This is a genomic window from Kitasatospora sp. NPDC057692 (genome assembly GCF_042799475.1).
GTDB lineage: Bacteria > Actinomycetota > Actinomycetes > Streptomycetales > Streptomycetaceae > Kitasatospora.
The window spans coordinates 94,792-110,929 of the sequence record NZ_JBHVIV010000001.1 but is presented as its reverse complement, the minus strand read 5'-3'; the positions used below and the strand labels follow the sequence as shown (position 1 = coordinate 110,929).

The 16,138-nt window shown below is 74.3% G+C and carries 16 protein-coding genes; 7 read left to right on the top strand and 9 right to left on the bottom strand.

The annotated features are described in order from the left end of the window. Positions 1-171 precede the first annotated feature (171 nt). Positions 172-1,416: a hypothetical protein gene (locus ACFVFS_RS00440; protein WP_380618460.1), complete on the top strand. Its 1,245-nt coding sequence runs from the start codon at positions 172-174 to the stop codon at positions 1,414-1,416. Positions 1,417-1,517: 101 nt separating this feature from the next. After that, complete coding sequence (locus ACFVFS_RS00435) at positions 1,518-2,072, top strand: hypothetical protein (protein ID WP_380618458.1); 555 nt, start codon at positions 1,518-1,520, stop codon at positions 2,070-2,072. Between the two features lie 49 nt (positions 2,073-2,121). Here the strand turns inward: ACFVFS_RS00435 and ACFVFS_RS00430 are convergent, their stop codons facing one another. The 3 genes from ACFVFS_RS00430 to ACFVFS_RS00420 form a co-directional block, all read right to left on the bottom strand. Further along, positions 2,122-3,966 (bottom strand): trypsin-like serine protease, encoded by a 1,845-nt coding sequence (locus ACFVFS_RS00430; RefSeq protein WP_380618456.1) that lies wholly within the window; start codon positions 3,964-3,966, stop codon positions 2,122-2,124. 386 nt (positions 3,967-4,352) lie between these two features. Next, on the bottom strand, positions 4,353-5,297 hold the full coding sequence (locus ACFVFS_RS00425; protein ID WP_380618712.1) for an arsenic resistance protein: 945 nt from the start codon (positions 5,295-5,297) through the stop codon (positions 4,353-4,355). Between the two features lie 178 nt (positions 5,298-5,475). Beyond that, positions 5,476-5,952, bottom strand: coding sequence for a hypothetical protein (locus ACFVFS_RS00420; RefSeq protein ID WP_380618454.1), 477 nt, complete (start codon positions 5,950-5,952; stop codon positions 5,476-5,478). 209 nt (positions 5,953-6,161) lie between these two features. Here ACFVFS_RS00420 and ACFVFS_RS00415 point away from each other — a divergent pair, with 209 nt between their 5' ends. Genes ACFVFS_RS00415 through ACFVFS_RS00405 form a run of 3 tightly spaced genes read left to right on the top strand, consistent with a single transcriptional unit; the run spans position 6,162 to position 8,123 of the window. Beyond that, positions 6,162-6,587 (top strand): NAD(P)H-dependent oxidoreductase, encoded by a 426-nt coding sequence (locus ACFVFS_RS00415; RefSeq protein WP_380618452.1) that lies wholly within the window; start codon positions 6,162-6,164, stop codon positions 6,585-6,587. A 58-nt stretch (positions 6,588-6,645) separates the two neighbouring features. Next, positions 6,646-7,470: an NAD(P)H-binding protein gene (locus ACFVFS_RS00410; protein WP_380618450.1), complete on the top strand. Its 825-nt coding sequence runs from the start codon at positions 6,646-6,648 to the stop codon at positions 7,468-7,470. Then, the gene (locus ACFVFS_RS00405; protein ID WP_380618448.1) at positions 7,470-8,123 is read left to right on the top strand and encodes a GNAT family N-acetyltransferase; all 654 of its coding nucleotides are present in this window, start codon (positions 7,470-7,472) and stop codon (positions 8,121-8,123) included. Before ACFVFS_RS00410 ends, ACFVFS_RS00405 begins: the two co-directional genes overlap by 1 nt. On the opposite strand, the gene ACFVFS_RS00400 is transcribed toward ACFVFS_RS00405, so the two are convergent. Continuing rightward, positions 8,078-8,500 carry a hypothetical protein gene (locus ACFVFS_RS00400; protein ID WP_380618446.1) on the bottom strand — a complete coding sequence of 141 codons (423 nt, stop codon included), beginning with the start codon at positions 8,498-8,500 and terminating at the stop codon, positions 8,078-8,080. The two genes, ACFVFS_RS00405 and ACFVFS_RS00400, sit on opposite strands and share 46 nt — an antisense overlap. 112 nt (positions 8,501-8,612) lie before the next feature. After that, positions 8,613-9,650 (bottom strand): ArsR/SmtB family transcription factor, encoded by a 1,038-nt coding sequence (locus ACFVFS_RS00395; protein WP_380618444.1) that lies wholly within the window; start codon positions 9,648-9,650, stop codon positions 8,613-8,615. A gap of 291 nt (positions 9,651-9,941) precedes the next feature. Here ACFVFS_RS00395 and ACFVFS_RS00390 point away from each other — a divergent pair, with 291 nt between their 5' ends. Then, positions 9,942-10,448, top strand: a complete 507-nt coding sequence (locus ACFVFS_RS00390) for an RICIN domain-containing protein (RefSeq protein WP_380618442.1) — start codon at positions 9,942-9,944, stop codon at positions 10,446-10,448. A gap of 28 nt (positions 10,449-10,476) precedes the next feature. Here the strand turns inward: ACFVFS_RS00390 and ACFVFS_RS00385 are convergent, their stop codons facing one another. The 3 genes from ACFVFS_RS00385 to ACFVFS_RS00375 form a co-directional block, all read right to left on the bottom strand. Continuing rightward, positions 10,477-11,247 (bottom strand): hypothetical protein, encoded by a 771-nt coding sequence (locus ACFVFS_RS00385; protein ID WP_380618440.1) that lies wholly within the window; start codon positions 11,245-11,247, stop codon positions 10,477-10,479. A gap of 92 nt (positions 11,248-11,339) precedes the next feature. Continuing rightward, positions 11,340-11,888, bottom strand: a complete 549-nt coding sequence (locus tag ACFVFS_RS00380) for a PadR family transcriptional regulator (protein ID WP_380618438.1) — start codon at positions 11,886-11,888, stop codon at positions 11,340-11,342. A 61-nt stretch (positions 11,889-11,949) separates the two neighbouring features. Further along, positions 11,950-14,007: an FAD-dependent oxidoreductase gene (locus tag ACFVFS_RS00375; protein ID WP_380618436.1), complete on the bottom strand. Its 2,058-nt coding sequence runs from the start codon at positions 14,005-14,007 to the stop codon at positions 11,950-11,952. Between the two features lie 227 nt (positions 14,008-14,234). Here ACFVFS_RS00375 and ACFVFS_RS00370 point away from each other — a divergent pair, with 227 nt between their 5' ends. Next, positions 14,235-15,473 carry a monooxygenase gene (locus tag ACFVFS_RS00370; RefSeq protein ID WP_380618434.1) on the top strand — a complete coding sequence of 413 codons (1,239 nt, stop codon included), beginning with the start codon at positions 14,235-14,237 and terminating at the stop codon, positions 15,471-15,473. A gap of 71 nt (positions 15,474-15,544) precedes the next feature. Here the strand turns inward: ACFVFS_RS00370 and ACFVFS_RS00365 are convergent, their stop codons facing one another. After that, on the bottom strand, positions 15,545-16,120 hold the full coding sequence (locus tag ACFVFS_RS00365) for a TerD family protein (protein WP_380618432.1): 576 nt from the start codon (positions 16,118-16,120) through the stop codon (positions 15,545-15,547). Positions 16,121-16,138: the final 18 nt, after the last annotated feature.

Here is a 16,138-nt window from a genome sequence, read left to right as displayed (position 1 = left end):
CGGTGCCAGCCGCTCCAGTTGCCGTTGGCGGCAGGCCTGCGACTGCGGGAATCGGACAGATGTTCAGCAGTGTGACGGCAGCACGGGGTGGGCACGATGGAGCCGCGTCCCCGGCTCCCTGTACGTGTGCACCCGGTCCGGAACGATCGATCGACGGAACGAGGGATTCTGATGCAGGAAAAGACCCGTGCCACTGTTCGCGATCTGCCGTCGAGCTGCCTTCTCGCCTCGGGAAGTGAACGCGCAACCAACGCCTCGGGCATCCTGAAAGCCATTCAGGGCCACCGGATCTCGGACGTCTTCGCGGGCCCCAAGACCAGCTACGCCCTGGGCCCGGACGGCAAGCTCCTCGGCCGGGATTCCTGGTCCGAGGAGTTGACGGCCCAAGCCCGAGGAGTACGGATCGCCGACATCTTCGCAGGATGGCAACACGTCGCCGCCCGGACCGCCGAGGACACCCTCATCATGGCGGGTTCCCATCGGGCCCTCCCCAAGCTCATGAAGGCGGCGGAGGGAAGGAAGATCGTCGATGTCGCCGCCCCGATCACCGGCTTCGCCGTCGCGCTCACCGCGGAGGGAAGCGTCCTCGGCGCGGACCGCGAGGGCTGGGACCTCGGCCGCAAGCTGGCGGAGGCCGCGCGGGGCCGACAGGTCACCGCGGTCTCCGCAGGACCCTTCGGCGCTCTCGCGCTGACCGCCGACGGCACCCTGCTCACCTCGGGAAACGGCAACTACGGCGAGATCCCGATGGTCGCGAGGGCGGCGAAGGGCAGGAGGATCACCGCCATCGCCGCCTGCACCGGCGCCAGCTTCGCGGTGACCGAGGAGGGCACCGTCCTCGCCGACGGGAGGGACGCCTTCGTCACCCCGGCCCTGAAAGCCATGGAGGGCAGGAAGATCACCGCAATCTCCGCCTGCGAGGAGAACCTCCTCGCGCTGGCCGCCGACGGCACCCTGCTGGCGGCCTCGACGGATGACGAGAGCGACGTGGTCCCCGGGATCCTGAAGGCGGCGCAGGGGAGGAAGATCCTCAAGATCGCCGCCGGAGTCTTCCACAACCTGGTGCTGGTGGCTCCCTCGGACGAGATCGAGTGCCCGCCCCTGCAGCCCGGCGAGACCTGCCTGGCGTTCACCTCGGCCGAGCGCGTCAGCCTGGTCGTCAAGCGCGGCACCGACAGCATCACCATCGCCGCCGGAACCGCCAAGGGCTGGAAGGCCTCCGAGACACCCCACCAGGTCGTCGTACGCAGCACCAGCCGGGACCTCGCCGTCGGGTCGGTGTACTTCGCGACCGCTCCGGACGGCCGGGTCGGCGTCAACCGCGAGGCGAGCCAGCTCCCGGCGGGGCTGACCGCCACCGTTCCCGACGGCACCGACCGGGTCGTCTTCCACTGGGCCCCGGGCAGGAAGCACTGACACCCGCGCCGCTGCGGGCCGGCCCGGCGATCCCCGAGGGACGGCTCGCGACCGGGAAAAGCAAGTGCCCGTACGGGGCGGCCGGTGCGAGACTGCGCGCCGTGAGCACATCCGAACCCGACGAGCTGGACTACCTCCGGGAGATCGAGCGCCTCGCCGACGGCGTCACCATCGAGGCCTCCGCCGAGGGCTGGCTCTCGTACGCGCCCGACCCGCCGGACGCGACGCCGTTCCAGCGCAGCGTCAACGCGCTCGCGCGGGCGGTGCGCGCGTACCACTTCGAGGGGGACGGCTGTGTGGACGACCGCCCCCTCCTCAAGCTGGCCGCCGCCGCCCTGCTGAAGCCCGGGGCCGTGTCGGCGGGGCTGGACGAGGACTACGAGCAGGCGTGCGCGCGGTTCGGCGTCGAGCCGCGGCCGGAGGGCTGGGCGCTCTGGCACACCTGGGGCAAGGGCGGGCTCCAGGTGACCATGGTGGTGTCGGCGGTCGCGACGACCGAGGGGCTGTTCCGGAACTGGGCGCTCGGCCGGGAGTTCGACCCGGTGGAGCCGCTGCCCTCGCAGATCGCCCTCGTGCACCGGGGCTGGATCGGCCCGATGACCTTCGCGCCGCGCGGCGTCCGCCGCATCGGCCTCGAAGGGACGCCACTGGCCTGACGGCCTCCCCGGCCGTAGCCGGGGAGGCCGTCGGGCGGTCGGGCGGTGGTTACGGGAGCTGGATGGCGTTCCAGTCCCAGCCGGCCGCGGCGGGGACGGTCCAACCGCCGGTGCCGAAGGCGCCGATCAGGCCGGACGCGTCGGTGCGCGAGGTGTGCTGGGTGATCCGGCCGTCGCCCTGGCGGTACATCATCGCCAGCTCGGCCCGGCCGTCGCCGTTGAAGTCGCCCGGGACCAGCTTCATGTCGGCCCGGCTCCAGTTGCCCGCCGGAACCCGGTACCCGGCGGTGTACTCGCCGAGCGCGCCGTTCGCGCCGGAGGGCGCCGTGTAGAAGCCGATCGCGCCGTCACCGAAGTAGTAGGCCATCATCACGTCGGTGCGGCCGTCGCCGTTCACGTCGCCCGGGAGGAGCTGGATGGCGTTCCAGTCCCAGCCGGCCGCGGCGGGGACCGTCCAGCCGCCGGTGTCGAAGGCGCTCAGCAGGCCGGCGGTGTCGGCGATGGAGGTGTGCTGGGTGATCCGGCCGTCGCCCTGGCGGTACATCATCGCCAGCTCGGCCCGGCCGTCGCCGTTGAAGTCGCCCGGGACCAGCTTCATGTCCGCCCGGCTCCAGTTGCCCGGCCCGACCCGGTAGCCGCCGTTGAACTCGGCGACGGCGCCGGTCGGTCCGGCCAGCGCGGTGTAGAAGCCGATCGAGCCGTCGCCGTGGTGGTACGCCATGATCAGGTCGGTGCGGCCGTCCCCGTTGGCGTCACCGGGGTACAGGTCGAAGGCGTTCCAGTCCCAGTTGCCCGCGGCCGGCACGGTGGTGCCCTTGACGTCGAAGGCGCCCAGGTGGCCGGCGGTGTCGGCGAGCGCGGTGTGCAGGGTGATCGAGCCGTCGCCCTGGTGGTACATCATGGCGAGGTCGGCCCGGCCGTCGCCGTTGAAGTCGCCCTGGACCAGCTTCATGTCCGCGCGGCTCCAGTTGCCCGGCGGGACCACGTAGCCGCTGGTGTACTCGCCGAGCGCGCCGTCGGTCCCGGCCTGCGCGGTGTAGAAGCCGATCGAGCCGTCGGCCTGGTAGTAGGTCATGACCGAGTCGGCGCGGGCGTCGCCGTTGGCGTCCCGGGGCGTGCGGGCGCGGCGGACGGTGTCCCGCACCCAGCCGCCGAGGTCGTCGACCCGCGCCTCGGTCGCGCCGGTCCTGGTCTCGGTCGTGCTCCCCCAGCAGCCGCCCTGCCAGGAGCGGCTGCTGACGCCCACCAGCTCGGCGCCGCCGGCGGCCGTGGTGCGCAGCGCCGGGCCGCCCATGTCACCCGCGCAGACGGCCGCGCCGCTCTGGCCGGTGATGCTGATCCCGGTGGCCGCGACGGACTTCACCGTGAAGGTGTTGGTGTGCAGGTTGACCGGCACCCATTCGATGGCGGTGCGGCCGTAGCCCGCCACCCGCAGGGTGTCGCCGGCCGCCGGGGCGGTGGTGGCGATCGGGGCCGGGGCGATGCCGTCGACGGGGGTGGCCAGCCGGCCGAGGACCACGTCGCGGTCGGCGCGCGGCACCAGCTCGACGACCTCGGTCTGGACGCCGCCGGGCTTGGTGAGGTCGCTCCGGCCGATGGTGAGGACCGTGCGCTTGGCGGGGGCGCCCGCGGGGGCCGGGAAGCCGGGGGTGGCCGTCTCGGTGAAGCAACTGGCCGCGGTGATGATCCAGAGGCGGTCGACCAGGACGGCGGAGCAGGCCCGTTCGCGGTTGCCGATCTCCAGGCGAGCCGTGTAGGCGTAGCTGCCGTCGGTGGCCGGGGTTCCGGTGACGGCTCCGGCGCTGCCCGCGGTGACGGTGGTCAGCGCGCCGGCGGCGAGCGCGGCGGCGGTCAGTGCGGACCGCCAGGCGCGCGGGGCGGAGGTACGGGACATGCAGTGGGCTCCTAGGTCGGGAATCAGGTGGCGGCCGATTTGGCCGGTCCACCGGAGAAACGCATTTCCAGCAGGGCGGCCGCCATTCCGAAAGACGACGAAACGGCGGCCGAACCGGATTTCCGGGAAGATCCGTACGCACCCTAGGTCATGTGCACGGCTGCTCGGGAAAAGCTTTCGGAAACTTCCTCCGTACAGTAACGGTGCGTCAATCACGGCACTCCCTACGGCGACGGAAGGGCGGTCACGCATCGGAACATGTCCGACATGGGGGCTTCCGGAGGGCGGTATCCCGCCAGCGGGATGGCCGAATTCGTACGCCTACTAATCAGTCACCGGGTGTGTTTTCGGACATCGGGACAGTTGGCCGACGATCGAGAAAATCCTCAGGCCGCGTCGGGGACCAGCCGGGGGACGAGGCGGACGTAGACGACCATGCCCAGCACCTCGACCAGCGTCTGGGTGACGACCACGGACGCCGCCACGGCGAGCGTGTCGGGCAGGGCGAGGGCGAGCGGCAGGACGACCAGGGAGTTGCGGGTCGCCCCGGTGAAGACGATCGCGCGGGCGGCGCCGGTACCGAGCCGGAAGAGGCGGGCGACGGCCTTCCCGGCGAAGGCCATCACGACCAGGAACAGCACGTAGAACGGGATCACCCCGGCGACGTCGCCCAGGCCGTCCCCGAGCTTGGGCACCTGGGAGGCGACCACTGTCAGCAGGGTGGCGGCCATCAGCGGCACCATGGCGGCGGTCGCGGCGTCGGAGACCGTCCGCCCGGCCGGGCGGCGGGCGGCCCAGGCCTGGAGCAGCCAGGCGAGGACGAGCGGGACCGCGATCAGGGTGAGGAAGGCCCGGACGAACGGGCCGGCCTCGACGATGTCGGACAGCTCCGGGCCCAGGAAGAGGTAGAGGAACACCGGGAGCAGCAGCATCTGCGCGACCAGCAGCAGCGGGGTGGCGGCGAGCAGGCGGCGGTTGGAGCCGCCGGCCAGGCCGGAGAAGACGATGACGTAGTCGACGCACGGGCAGAGCAGCACCAGCAGCACCCCGATCCGCACGGCCTGCTCGTCGGGCAGGAAGGTGAACATCGCGGCCACCACGAGCGGGACGACGGCGAAGTTCACCGTCAGCGCGGCGCCGAGGAAGCGGGTGTCGCGCAGCGAGCGCAGCAGTTCGGCGGCGGGCACCTGGAGGAAGGTGACGAACAGCAGGGCGCCGAGGACGGGGTTGATGGCGTGCTCCAGGCCCGGGCCCGCGCCGGGGGCCAGCCACCCCAGCAGTCCGCCGAGCGCCATCGCGGCGAGGTAGACCGCCACCTGGTGCTCTTCCATCCGCTCGACCGGGCCGCTGCCCCGCGGTCCTTGCTGCGCCACCCTCACTGCTCCCTGCGTCTCGGCGTCGGGCCGCCCGGGACGGCGGCCCGAAGCCCATCCTCGCAGGTCAGGACAGGACGACCAGGGGCCTTCCGGTTCGCCGCGCAGGGCGGGCGGACGGTGCGGGGCCCGTCGCTCAGGAGCCGTCGCCGCAGGAGGCCTTGCGGCGCTTCTCGAACTCCTTGAGGGTGAGCAGCTTGTAGTCCCAGTCCCAGCCGCCGGCCGCCCACTTGCCGGCCGGAAGGGCGAGCAGGACGTCGCCGGGGACGGTCACGGTGAGGGCGCGGTTGCGGAGCACCTCCACGGTGTAGCGCTTGTCGGCGCTGACGCCGCCGGTGAGCCGGCCGGACGAGGTCCAGCCGGGCGGGAGGGCGCCGAGGTCGACCGCCTCCAGCGCCTCGGCGGCGGAGCGGCCCTCGCGCGGGCGGACGTCCAGCTTCTCCGAGCCCGGGAGGACCTTGACGCGGACGGCGTGCAGGCGCTCGTCGTGGCACATGCCGGTGCGGACGACCAGCCGGCCGGACTCCACGCGGACGGCGATCAGCTCCTCCTGAGGGGGCTTCGGCTCGCCGCAGCCGACCAGCGCCGCCGCGGCCGCGGCTGTCAGGGCCACCGCCGCCATCACCGTTCCCGCCCCGCGCCGCCGCACCCCGCGCCTCCTTCGCACCCGCCCGATCCGTTCCGACCTGACCGATCCTGCCCCACCGGCCCCGCGCCGCGCACAGGAGGGACCGGTGCAGAGCGCGCGGGGCACACGGGGCACACCGGGCGCACGGGAAGGGAGGGACGGGAGCAGGAGGGCCGCCCGCCGTCGGAGGACCGGTGCAGAGCACGCGGGGGCGCGCGGGAAGGAAGGGGTGCGGGACGCGGGCGCGTTCCCGGCGCCGCTCGGGATCGCTCGGCGGGAAGCGCGGGCTGCTGGCGGTGAGCGTCGGCGCGCGCGGGTCGGCGTTCACCGACCGGGGCGCGCACGGGCCGCTGGCGGAGGTGCTGTTCCCGCTGCAGCACGGCGTGTTCTGGTTCACCGGCATGGCGGCGCTCGAACCGTTCGCCGCGTACGGGACGGTGGGCCTGCCGGAGGAGGGGTTCGCGGCCGTCGCGGAGGCGTACGGGCGGCGGCTGGACGGGCTGTTCACCGAGGAGCCGATGCCGTTCCGGCGGCTGGACGGCGACTACGGGCGGGACATGCGGCTGCGCGAGGGGCTGGAGCGGCCGGGCACGAGCGGGCTGGGGCTGCACACCCGCTGAGCGGCGCGCGGCGAAAAGGCGTTGACGAACGGGTCGGCGGCTCAGGAGAGTTGCCCGGGTGATCGTTGTGACCGGCGCCTCCGGCGCCCTCGGACGCCTCGTCCTCGACCGGTTGCTCGCGCTCGGCCCGGCCGGGCGCGTCGCCGCCGCCGTCCGGCGCCCCGCCGCGCTCGACGGGCACGCCGCCCGGGGCGTCGACGTCCGCCGGGCCGACTACGGGGAGCCGGCGAGCCTGCGGGAGGCGTTCGCCGGCGCGGAACGGGTGCTGCTGATCTCCTCCCCCGAACTCGCCGCCGAGCGGCGGACCGCGCACCACCGGGCGGTCGCCGAGGCCGCCCGCGCCGCCGGGGTCCGACGACTGGTCTACACCAGCTTCCTCGGCGCGGACACCGCCGCCGACGGCCTCACCGAGGCCCACCACGCCACCGAACTCCTGCTGCGGGAGAGCGGGTTGGCCACCACCGTGCTGCGCAACCCGTTCTACACCGAAGGGTTCGTGACAGCGGAGCTGTTGCGCACCGCGCTCGCCACCGGCACCCTCGCCGCCACCACCGGCGGGCGCGTCCTCAACACCGCCACCCGGGCCGACCTCGCGCAGGCGGCGGCCCGGGTGCTCGTCGAGGACGGGCACGAGGGCGCCGCGTACGACCTCACCGGGGCGGGCTGGACGCACCCCGAACTGGCCGCCCTGCTGCCCGGGGTCGCCCACCGGGAGGCCGACCCGGCGGAGGAGCCGCCAGGGGTGCGGCGATTCCTCAACTCCCTGGCCCGGTCGGGTGCGCTGGAGCGGCGGACTGCGGACCTCGCCCTGCTGCTCGGCCGTCCCGCCACCCCGCTCGCCGACACCGTCCACGCCCTGCTCGCAGCCCCCGAGGAGTCCTGATGGCCTTCCCCTTCGACGCCCCGCCGCTGGAGGGCGCCCTCGTGCGCCTGGAACCGCTCGCCCGCCGGCACCTCGCCGACCTCGCGGCCGCCGTCGAGGAGGAGCGCGGCTCCTACGCCTTCACCGAGGTGCCGCGCGCCGAGGAGCTGCCGCGCTACTTCGACCAGCACGCCGCACGGGTCGAGGCCGGGCAGCTCGCCCCGTACGCCCAGGTGGACCGCGCCACCGGGCGGGCCGTCGGCGCCACCGCGTACTGGTCCCCGCGCCCGTGGCCCTCCGGCGAGGGCCTGGCCGCGGTCGAGATCGGCTGGACGTGGCTCGCCGCCTCCGCCCAGGGCACCGGGGTGAACACCGAGGCGAAGTACCTGCTCTTCCGGCACGCCTTCGAGCAGTGGCGGGTCGCCCGGGTCGACCTCAAGACCGACGCCCGCAACGCCCGCTCCCGCGCCGCCCTGGCGGCGGTGGGGGCCGTCTTCGAGGGCGTGCTGCGCAACTGGTCGCCGTCCTGGGCCCCCGGGGAGGCCGGGAGGCTGCGCGACTCGGCGATGTTCTCCGTCACCGCCGAGGAGTGGCCGCAGGTGCGGGCCCACCTGGAGCGGCGGATCGCTCAGAAGGCCGAGGCCAGGTCGAGGGCGTCGCGCAGCGAGGCGTAGAGGACGCAGAGCAGCAGCCAGACGCCGAGACCGGCGGTGACGGCGGCCAGGACCCGGCCCGAGCGGCCTCGCCGCTCCTTGGGGCGGCGCAGCTGCCGCACGCCGAGGACGACCACCAGCACGCCGGCGGCGCCCAGGGCGTAGGCGAGCGCGGGGCTCCGCCGGTGGGCGAGTTCGGCGAGCACGAAGGCGGCGGCGAGGGAGGCGGTGGTCAGCACCACGAGCAGGGCCTCCCCCACCAGTTCCAGCAGGAACTCGCCGATCGCGCGCAGGCAGCCGCGCACCGGCCCGTGCGGGGGATCGGTCACGGGCGTCGGGTCGCCCGGCTGGTGGACGGGCTTGCCGAGGTCGGGCGTGCCGACGCTCTCGTCGCTCATCCCCGCCCACACCCCCGTCATGTCGCGCCCGCCCCGCACCCGTTCACGCAAGCTAACACGGGGCGGGGCCGGGCGGGACGGCGTCAGGGGCGCGGGCGGGGGCGGGGCGGTGTCAGCCGCGGGGGCCGGGCTCGGGGGCGGGTGCCGGGGTGCGGGGCAGACGGTCGTCGAGGAGGGCCTGGCCGAGCGGGGTCAGCGCGTGGCGGACGCCGGGGCCGGTGCGTTCGGTGGTGAGCAGGCCGGCCACCCGCAGGACGGTGGCGTGGTGGCTGGCGGTGGCGGCCGACGTGCCGGTGCGGCGGGCCAGTTCGGCGGTGCCCGCCGGTTCGGCCGCCGCCCGCAGGACGCGGGCTCGGGTGGCGCCGAGCAGGGCGACCAGCGCGCCGGCCGGCTCCTCGGCGGCGGCGGTCCAGACGGTCCGGTAGGTGGTGAGGTCACGGGCCAGCGGGTAGTGCAGCACCAACGGGTGCTCCGGGCCGCGGTTGTCGGTCATGGCCATCGGCTCCGGCCAGAAGAAGGTGGGCACGAGCAGGATGCCGGTCCCCCGCAACTGCACGTCGACGTCCAGCGGGCAGGGCACCGACAGCACCGGTGACGCCCAGTGGATGTCCGGGTGCAGCGAGCCGAGCAGGCCGTCCAGCCCGGCGTCGGCCACCGCCAGCGCCCGCGCCGTCCGCTCGGTGTGCGCGGCGGCCAGCAGCTGCGACCAGTAGGGCGCCACCGCGAAGGCGTGGTACTCGCGCAGCCTGCGGTCCACCACGCCGCGCCACTCGCGGGAGCCGCCGTGCAGGTCGCGCACCCAGCGGGGCGTCCTGGGCCGCAGGTACTCCAGCACCGTCAGGTCCGCCGCCCACCGGCGCCGCGGCAGCGACCAGGTGTGGTCCAGGCTGTCCGGCAGGCTTTCGGTGGCGGCGTGCAGCAGGGCCTCCGGGGCCTCGGCCGGCCCGGCGGCGGTCGCCAGCTCGAACAGCACCCCCAGTTCGGGCCGCAGACGTGGGCGGATCCTGCTGCGCCACCCGTCCAGGGCCACTCCTCCCACCTCGCGGGCCTGTACCAGTGACAGGCTCAGGACCGTCTCGGTGAGCGGATCGGGCGTCCGCGCGATCCGAACCCTCGTCAGGTCGTCGTGGGTGAAGTGGATACGCAGCAATCCGGACCCTTCCGTCGGCCTCCCGGCGGGGAGCATCGAGGTCCCGGACTCGCTCGCACCCACCGATCCCTGCGGCCCCGGGCGGCCGTAAGCCCAGCGTAAACGCACCGACCGGGCGTGTGGGGGACGTTGCCCGGCCCTGACCGCTTCGTGGCACGGCGAGGACATTGCCCCGCCCGAATTCGATGCAGACCGAACGGTCTTGGGACGAACCGTACCGGTTCGGGAGACTGACGGCCGAGGGCGCCCCGACGCGGCGCCCCGGTCCTCCGGTGAGGAGTGCGTCCCATCATGCGATTCACCCGTCAGTCCGCCGTCCGCTCCGGTGTCGTCGCGGGCACCGTGCTCGCCGCCGCGACCCTGCTGGCCGCCCCCGCGCAGGCCGCACCGGTGCTGCACGGCTACGCGAACGCCCTCCAGGGCAAGTGCCTCGACATCCAGGGCGCCTCCAACGCCGAGGGCGCGATGCTCCAGGAGTTCAGCTGCAAGAACGCCTCGAACCAGCGGTTCTGGACGGACGACGCCGCCGTCGGCGGGACCGAGATCCGGGTGCAGAGCTCCTTCCTCTGTCTCGAACCGACCACGCTGAACGCCTACAGCACCGTCGTCCAGCGCCAGTGCTCCGGTGCCGACACCCAGCGCTGGGAGCTGGTCCCGGCCGGCGTCAACGCGGTCACCATGCAGAACAAGGCGACCGGGCTGTGCCTGCAGGACTGGCTGTCGGCCGACGGCAGCCGGCGCCACGTGAACATGTGGCCGTGCAACGGCAGCGCCTACCAGCAGTGGCTGCTGCGCTGAGTCCGGCGCCCCGTTCCCGGCGCGGCCGTCAGGCGGCCGTACCGGGAACGGCGGTGGCGCCGGCCTGGAGGCCCAGGGTGCGTTCGGCCTTGGCCACGGCGGCACGGTAGTAGAGGGAGGCGAGTTCGGAGTCGTCCGAATCCTGCTGGAAGTACCCGTAGCCGAGCGCGACGTCACCGAGGCGTTCGACGCCCAGGTAGCCGTTGAGCCGGGTTCCGGCCAGGGTGCCGTCGATGCGCACGGCCTGGGCGTCCTGGCGGTCGCCGAGCGTGACCGGGGTGACGGAGAAGGTCACGCGCTCACCCGCGTCGCTGGTGAAGTCGATGCTGGGGCACCGGGTGAACGCGGAGTTGACGGTGCCGAGGTCGGCCGCCAGCTCCTCGGACTCCTCCGCGGTGAGGAACTCGGTGATCAAGGGGGAACCGTCCGGGCCCTCGAACTGGACTTCCTGGAACGGGCTCTGCGCGGGACTGGGCAGTTCCTCGGTCACGGTGCCGTTGATCAGGGCGCGCAGGGCGTCGCAGCCGGCCAGCGGGGAGGGACCGGACCCGGTGCCGGCCTCGGGCGAGGGGCTCTCGGTGCCGAGGGGGACCTCGGTGAAGTCGGGGCCGAGTTCGGCGGCGGTCAGCAGGGCCGCCTTGAGCTGCTCGTCGGTGGGCGGCTGGGCGGCGGCGCTCCGCGGCGCGTTCGCGGGTGCGGCTCCGGCTGCCGAACCGGCGGCGAGCTGGGCGCCGCCGAGGGTGAGCGCCATGCTGACGGCCACCGCGGTGAGGACGGGGAGAGGCCTCGGAAGAGACATGCGGGCCCCCGGTCGGTGAGGTCGGGCAGGGACAGGCGTCCAGTGTCCCACCGGCCGCTCCGCCCCGCCCGCCCGGCGGGCATCGCCGCAGGTCAGGATGGTTGCGCCGGGGCCTCGGGCAGGGTGTCGACGGTCTCCTCCAGCCAGCGCACCCAGAAGGTCTCCAGGCCGATCCCGGCCCGCAGCACGGCATGCTGGAGCGGGTCGCCGTCGGGCTCCTGCCCGGCCGGGAAGTCCCGCCGCTCGATCTCCTCGTAGTGGGCCAACCGCTCCCGGTGCAGGGCGAGATGACGGCGCAGCTCGGCGTCCAGGCCGGCCGTGCCGATCACGGCGGCGGCGCGCAGCCGCAGCAGCAGCGGGTCGCGGATCGGCCGGGGGTCGTCCGCGGCGGCCGTCCAGCGCTCCAGTTCGGCGCGGCCGGCGGGCAGGACCTCGTACTCCTTCTTCTGCCCGCGCACCGGCCCGGCCTGCGGGAGCGCCCGGATCAGGCCGGTGGACTCCAGCCGGCCCAGTTCCCGGTAGATCTGCTGGTGGGTGGCGGACCAGAAGAAGCCGATCGACTTGTCGAACCGCCGGGTCAGCTCCAGACCGGAGGACGGCTTCTCCAGCAGGGCGATGAGGATGGCGTGCGGCAGCGACATGGCACCGATCCTAGGCGCGCCCTGTCGCCGCCCGGGAGGCCGCCGCACGCGGGGCCTCGGCTCAGAGCGCGGCGGCGAGTTCGGTGCCCTGCTTGATGGCGCGCTTGGCGTCGAGTTCGGCCGCCTCGACGGCCCCGCCGATCAGGTGCGGGGTGACGCCGAGGGCGCGCAGGGCGGCGTCGAGGTCGCGGCGCGGCTCCTGGCCGGTGCAGAGCACCACGGTGTCGACGGGCAGCAGTTGCGGCTCGCCGTCGAGGGTGAGGTACAGGCCGGCGTCGTCGATCCGGTCGTAGCGCGCGCCGGCGACCGTGGTGACGCCGCGGTGCTTGAGCTCGGTGCGGTGGATCCAGCCGGTGGTCTTGCCGAGGCCTGCGCCGACCTTGCCGGCCTTGCGCTGGAGCAGGTGGACGCGGCGCGGCGACTCGGGGCGCTCGGGGCGGGCCAGCCCGCCGCGCTCGCGGTACTCCGCGTCGATCCCCCAGTGGCGGCGGTGCACGGCGGGGTCGAGGCTCGCCGCGTCGCCCGCGTCGGTGAGGTACTCGGCGACGTCGAAGCCGATGCCGCCCGCGCCGAGGATCGCCACCCGCTCGCCGACGGGCGCGCCGTCGCGCAGCACGTCGAGGTAGCCGAGCACCCGGGGGTGGTCGACGCCGGGCAGGTCGTCCGGGTCCGGGGTGCGCGGGGTGACGCCGGTGGCGAGCACGATCTCGTCGAAGCCCTCGGCCGCGAGCTCGGCCGCCTCCACCAGGGCGCCGAGCCGCAGCTCCACGCCGAGGGCGTCGAGCCGGTGGCGGTAGTAGCGCAGGGTCTCGGCGAACTCCTCCTTGCCGGGGACGCGGCGGGCGATGTCGAGCTGGCCGCCGATGGTGCCGGCCGCGTCGAACAGGGTGACCCGGTGGCCGCGTTCGGCGGCGGTGACGGCGCAGGCGAGGCCGGCCGGTCCGGCGCCGACGACCCCGATCCGCCGGGCGAGCCGGGTGGGGGCGAGGACGAGCTCGGTCTCGTGGCAGGCGCGCGGGTTGACCAGGCAGGAGGTGATCCGCCCGCTGAAGGTGTGGTCGAGGCAGGCCTGGTTGCAGCCGATGCAGGTGTTGACGGCCTCGGGGCGGCCCTCGGCGGCCTTGGCGACGAAGTCGGGGTCGGCGAGCAGCGGGCGGGCGAGCGAGACGAGGTCGGCGCAGCCGTCGGCGAGCAGCTGTTCGGCCAGTTCGGGGGTGTTGATCCGGTTGCTGGTGACCAGCGGGACGGAGACCGAGCCCATCACGCGCTCGGTGACCCAGGCGTAGGCGCCGCGCGGCACCGAGGCGGCGATGGTCGGGATGCGCGCCTCGTGCCAGCCGATGCCGGTGTTGATGATGGTGGCGCCGGCCTCCTCGACGGCCCTGGCCAGGCGGATCACCTCGTCGAGGGTGGAGCCGCCGGGGACGAGGTCGAGCATGGAGAGCCGGTAGACGAGGATGAAGTCGGGGCCGACCCGCTCGCGGACCCGGCGGACGATCTCGACCGGGAAGCGCATCCGGTTCTCGTACGGGCCGCCCCACTCGTCCTCGCGGTGGTTGGTGGCGGCGGCGGTGAACTCGTTGATCAGGTAGCCCTCGGAGCCCATGATCTCTACGCCGTCGTAGCCGGCCCGCCGGGCGAGCGCGGCGCAGCGGACGAAGTCCTCGATGGTCCGCTCGACCTCGTCCGCGGTGAGGGCGTGCGGCGGGAAGGGGCTGATCGGCGCCTGGACGGCGCTGGGGGCGACCAGGCCGGGGTGGTAGGCGTAGCGGCCGAAGTGCAGGATCTGCAGGGCTATCCGGCCGCCGGCGGCGTGCACGGCGTCGGTGACGACGCGGTGCCGGTCGGCCTCCTGCCCGGTGGTGAGCTTGGCGCCGCCGTCCCAGGGGCGGCCGGCCTCGTTGGGGGCGATGCCGCCGGTGACGATGAGGCCGACGCCGCCGCGGGCGCGCTCGGCGTAGAAGGCGGCCATCCGCTCGAAGCCGTTCGGGGCCTCCTCCAGGCCGACGTGCATGGAGCCCATGATCACGCGGTTGGGGAGGGTGGTGAAGCCGAGGTCGAGCGGGCGCAGCAGGTGCGGGTAGGGCGCGGGCGGCGGGGTGCTGGCGGTCGTCGTCATCGCGGCGTCTCCTGGGACGGGAGGGGGCGGCCCGGGGGCGGGTTGTTACCACACGGTAGGGGACGGGGTCCGCCTATGCAACCAGTTGCATAGGTGACCCGGGGAACACCGCCGGACGCCGCTCCGCGCTTTCACTGACGGATCATCAGTTCACGTCGTATCGTCGACGGGACGACGGACGGAACGACGGACGGGGCCGGTGGGCCCCGGCGAGGAGGGGGACGGTCGTGCGGGGTGGATCGGTCGCCGTGGTCGGCGGCAGCATCGCGGGGTGCGCGGTCGCACGGGCGGCGTCACGGGGCGGCGCCGAGCGGGTCACCGTGCTGGAGCGCAGTCCCGGGCACCTGGAGGACCGCGGGGTGGGCCTGTGCATCCTGCTGGACCGCTACGACGAGCTGGTCCGGGCCGGGCACCTCGACGACGGCATCCGCCACCACCCCGTCACCGCCCGGCACTGGGTGGCCAAGGACCCGGACGGCTCCCCGCGCGGGCGGGCGCTGTGGGTGCAGCCGATGGCCATGCACTCCTACCACTGGGGCGTGCTCTGGCAGGGGCTGCGCGAACGCACCCCGGACGGCGTCGAGTTCCGCTCCGGGACGGCCGTCACCGCGGTCGGCGGCGCCGACGGCACCGGACCCGCCTGGGTGGAGACGGCGGCCGGCGGGCGCGAGGAGCACGACCTGGTGGTCGGCGCCGACGGCCACCGCTCGGTGGTGCGCGCCGCCGTCTGCCCCGAGGCCCGCTCCGAGTACGCCGGGTACGTCGCCTGGCGCGGCAGCCTCGACGCCCGGCTGCTCGACGGCCTCCCCGGCGGCGCGGCCCGCTGGCCCGAGGAGGAGGTGATCACCGCCTGCTACCCCGGCGGCCAGGTGGTGCTCTACCGCATCCCCGGGCTGGAGCCCGGCACCACCCTGGTGAACTGGGTCTTCTACGCCCCCGAACCCGACTGGCTGCGGCGCTCCGAGGAGGACTCCGACCCGCTCGGATTCCCGGTCGGCGCGCTCGACACCGCCCGCCGCGGCGAACTGGCCGAACTCGCCGAGCGCGTCCTGCCGCCGTACTGGGCGGGCGTGGTCGCCCTGACCCCGGTCGAGCGGATCCTGCTCCAGCCGATCCAGGACCTGGAGACCCCGCGCCGCACCGCCGGGCGGCTGCTGCTGGCCGGTGACGCGGCGACGCTCGTGCGCCCGCACACCACCAGCGGTGCGGCGAAGGCGCTGCAGGACGCCTGCGCCTTCGAGGACGCCTGGCGGGCGGCGGAGGACTGGACCGGACTGCTGCCCGGCTACGACCGCGAGCGCGGCGCGGCCGGGCACGCGCTGGTCGGCCTCAGCCGGCGGCTCGGCCGGGCACAGGTCACCGGGGCGCCGGACTGGGCGGCGATCGACGAGCCGGGGATGGTCGCGTGGTGGCGCCGACAGCTGGGCGCCACGGGCGGGTTCGGCGGTCTGGCGATGGAGCGGTAGGCGGGTGGGCCGGTAGGCGGGTGGGCCGCCGGGCGTCGAGCCGCCCGGCGGGCCCGCCGTTCAGGCGCCGGTCAGACGTTGACGCCGTAGTCGGTGGCGATGCCGCGCAGGCCGGAGGCGTAGCCCTGGCCGATCGCCCGGAACTTCCACTCGGCGCCGTTGCGGTACAGCTCGCCGAAGACCATCGCGGTCTCGGTCGAGGCGTCCTCGGTGAGGTCGTAGCGGGCGATCTCCTGGCCGTTGGCCTGGTTGACGATCCGGATGAACGCGTTGCGCACCTGACCGAAGTTCTGGAGCCGGGCGTCCGCGTCGTAGATCGACACCGGGAAGACCACCTTGGCCACCTCCAGCGGAACGGCGTCCAGGTCGACCTTGATCTGCTCGTCGTCGCCGTCGCCGCCACCGGTCAGGTTGTCGCCGCTGTGCTCGACCGAACCGTCGGGGCTGCTCAGGTTGTTGAAGAAGACGAAGTGCTGGTCCGAGACGACCTTGCCGTGCGCGCCGCAGAGCAGCGCGCTGGCGTCCAGGTCGTAGTCGACTCCGGTGGTGGTGCGGACGTCCCAGCCGAGCCCGACGATGACGGCCGTCAGCCCCGGCGCCTCCTTGGTCAGCGAGACATTGCCGCCCTTGGCCAGCGAAACTCCCACGATTTGCCCTCCTCGGTC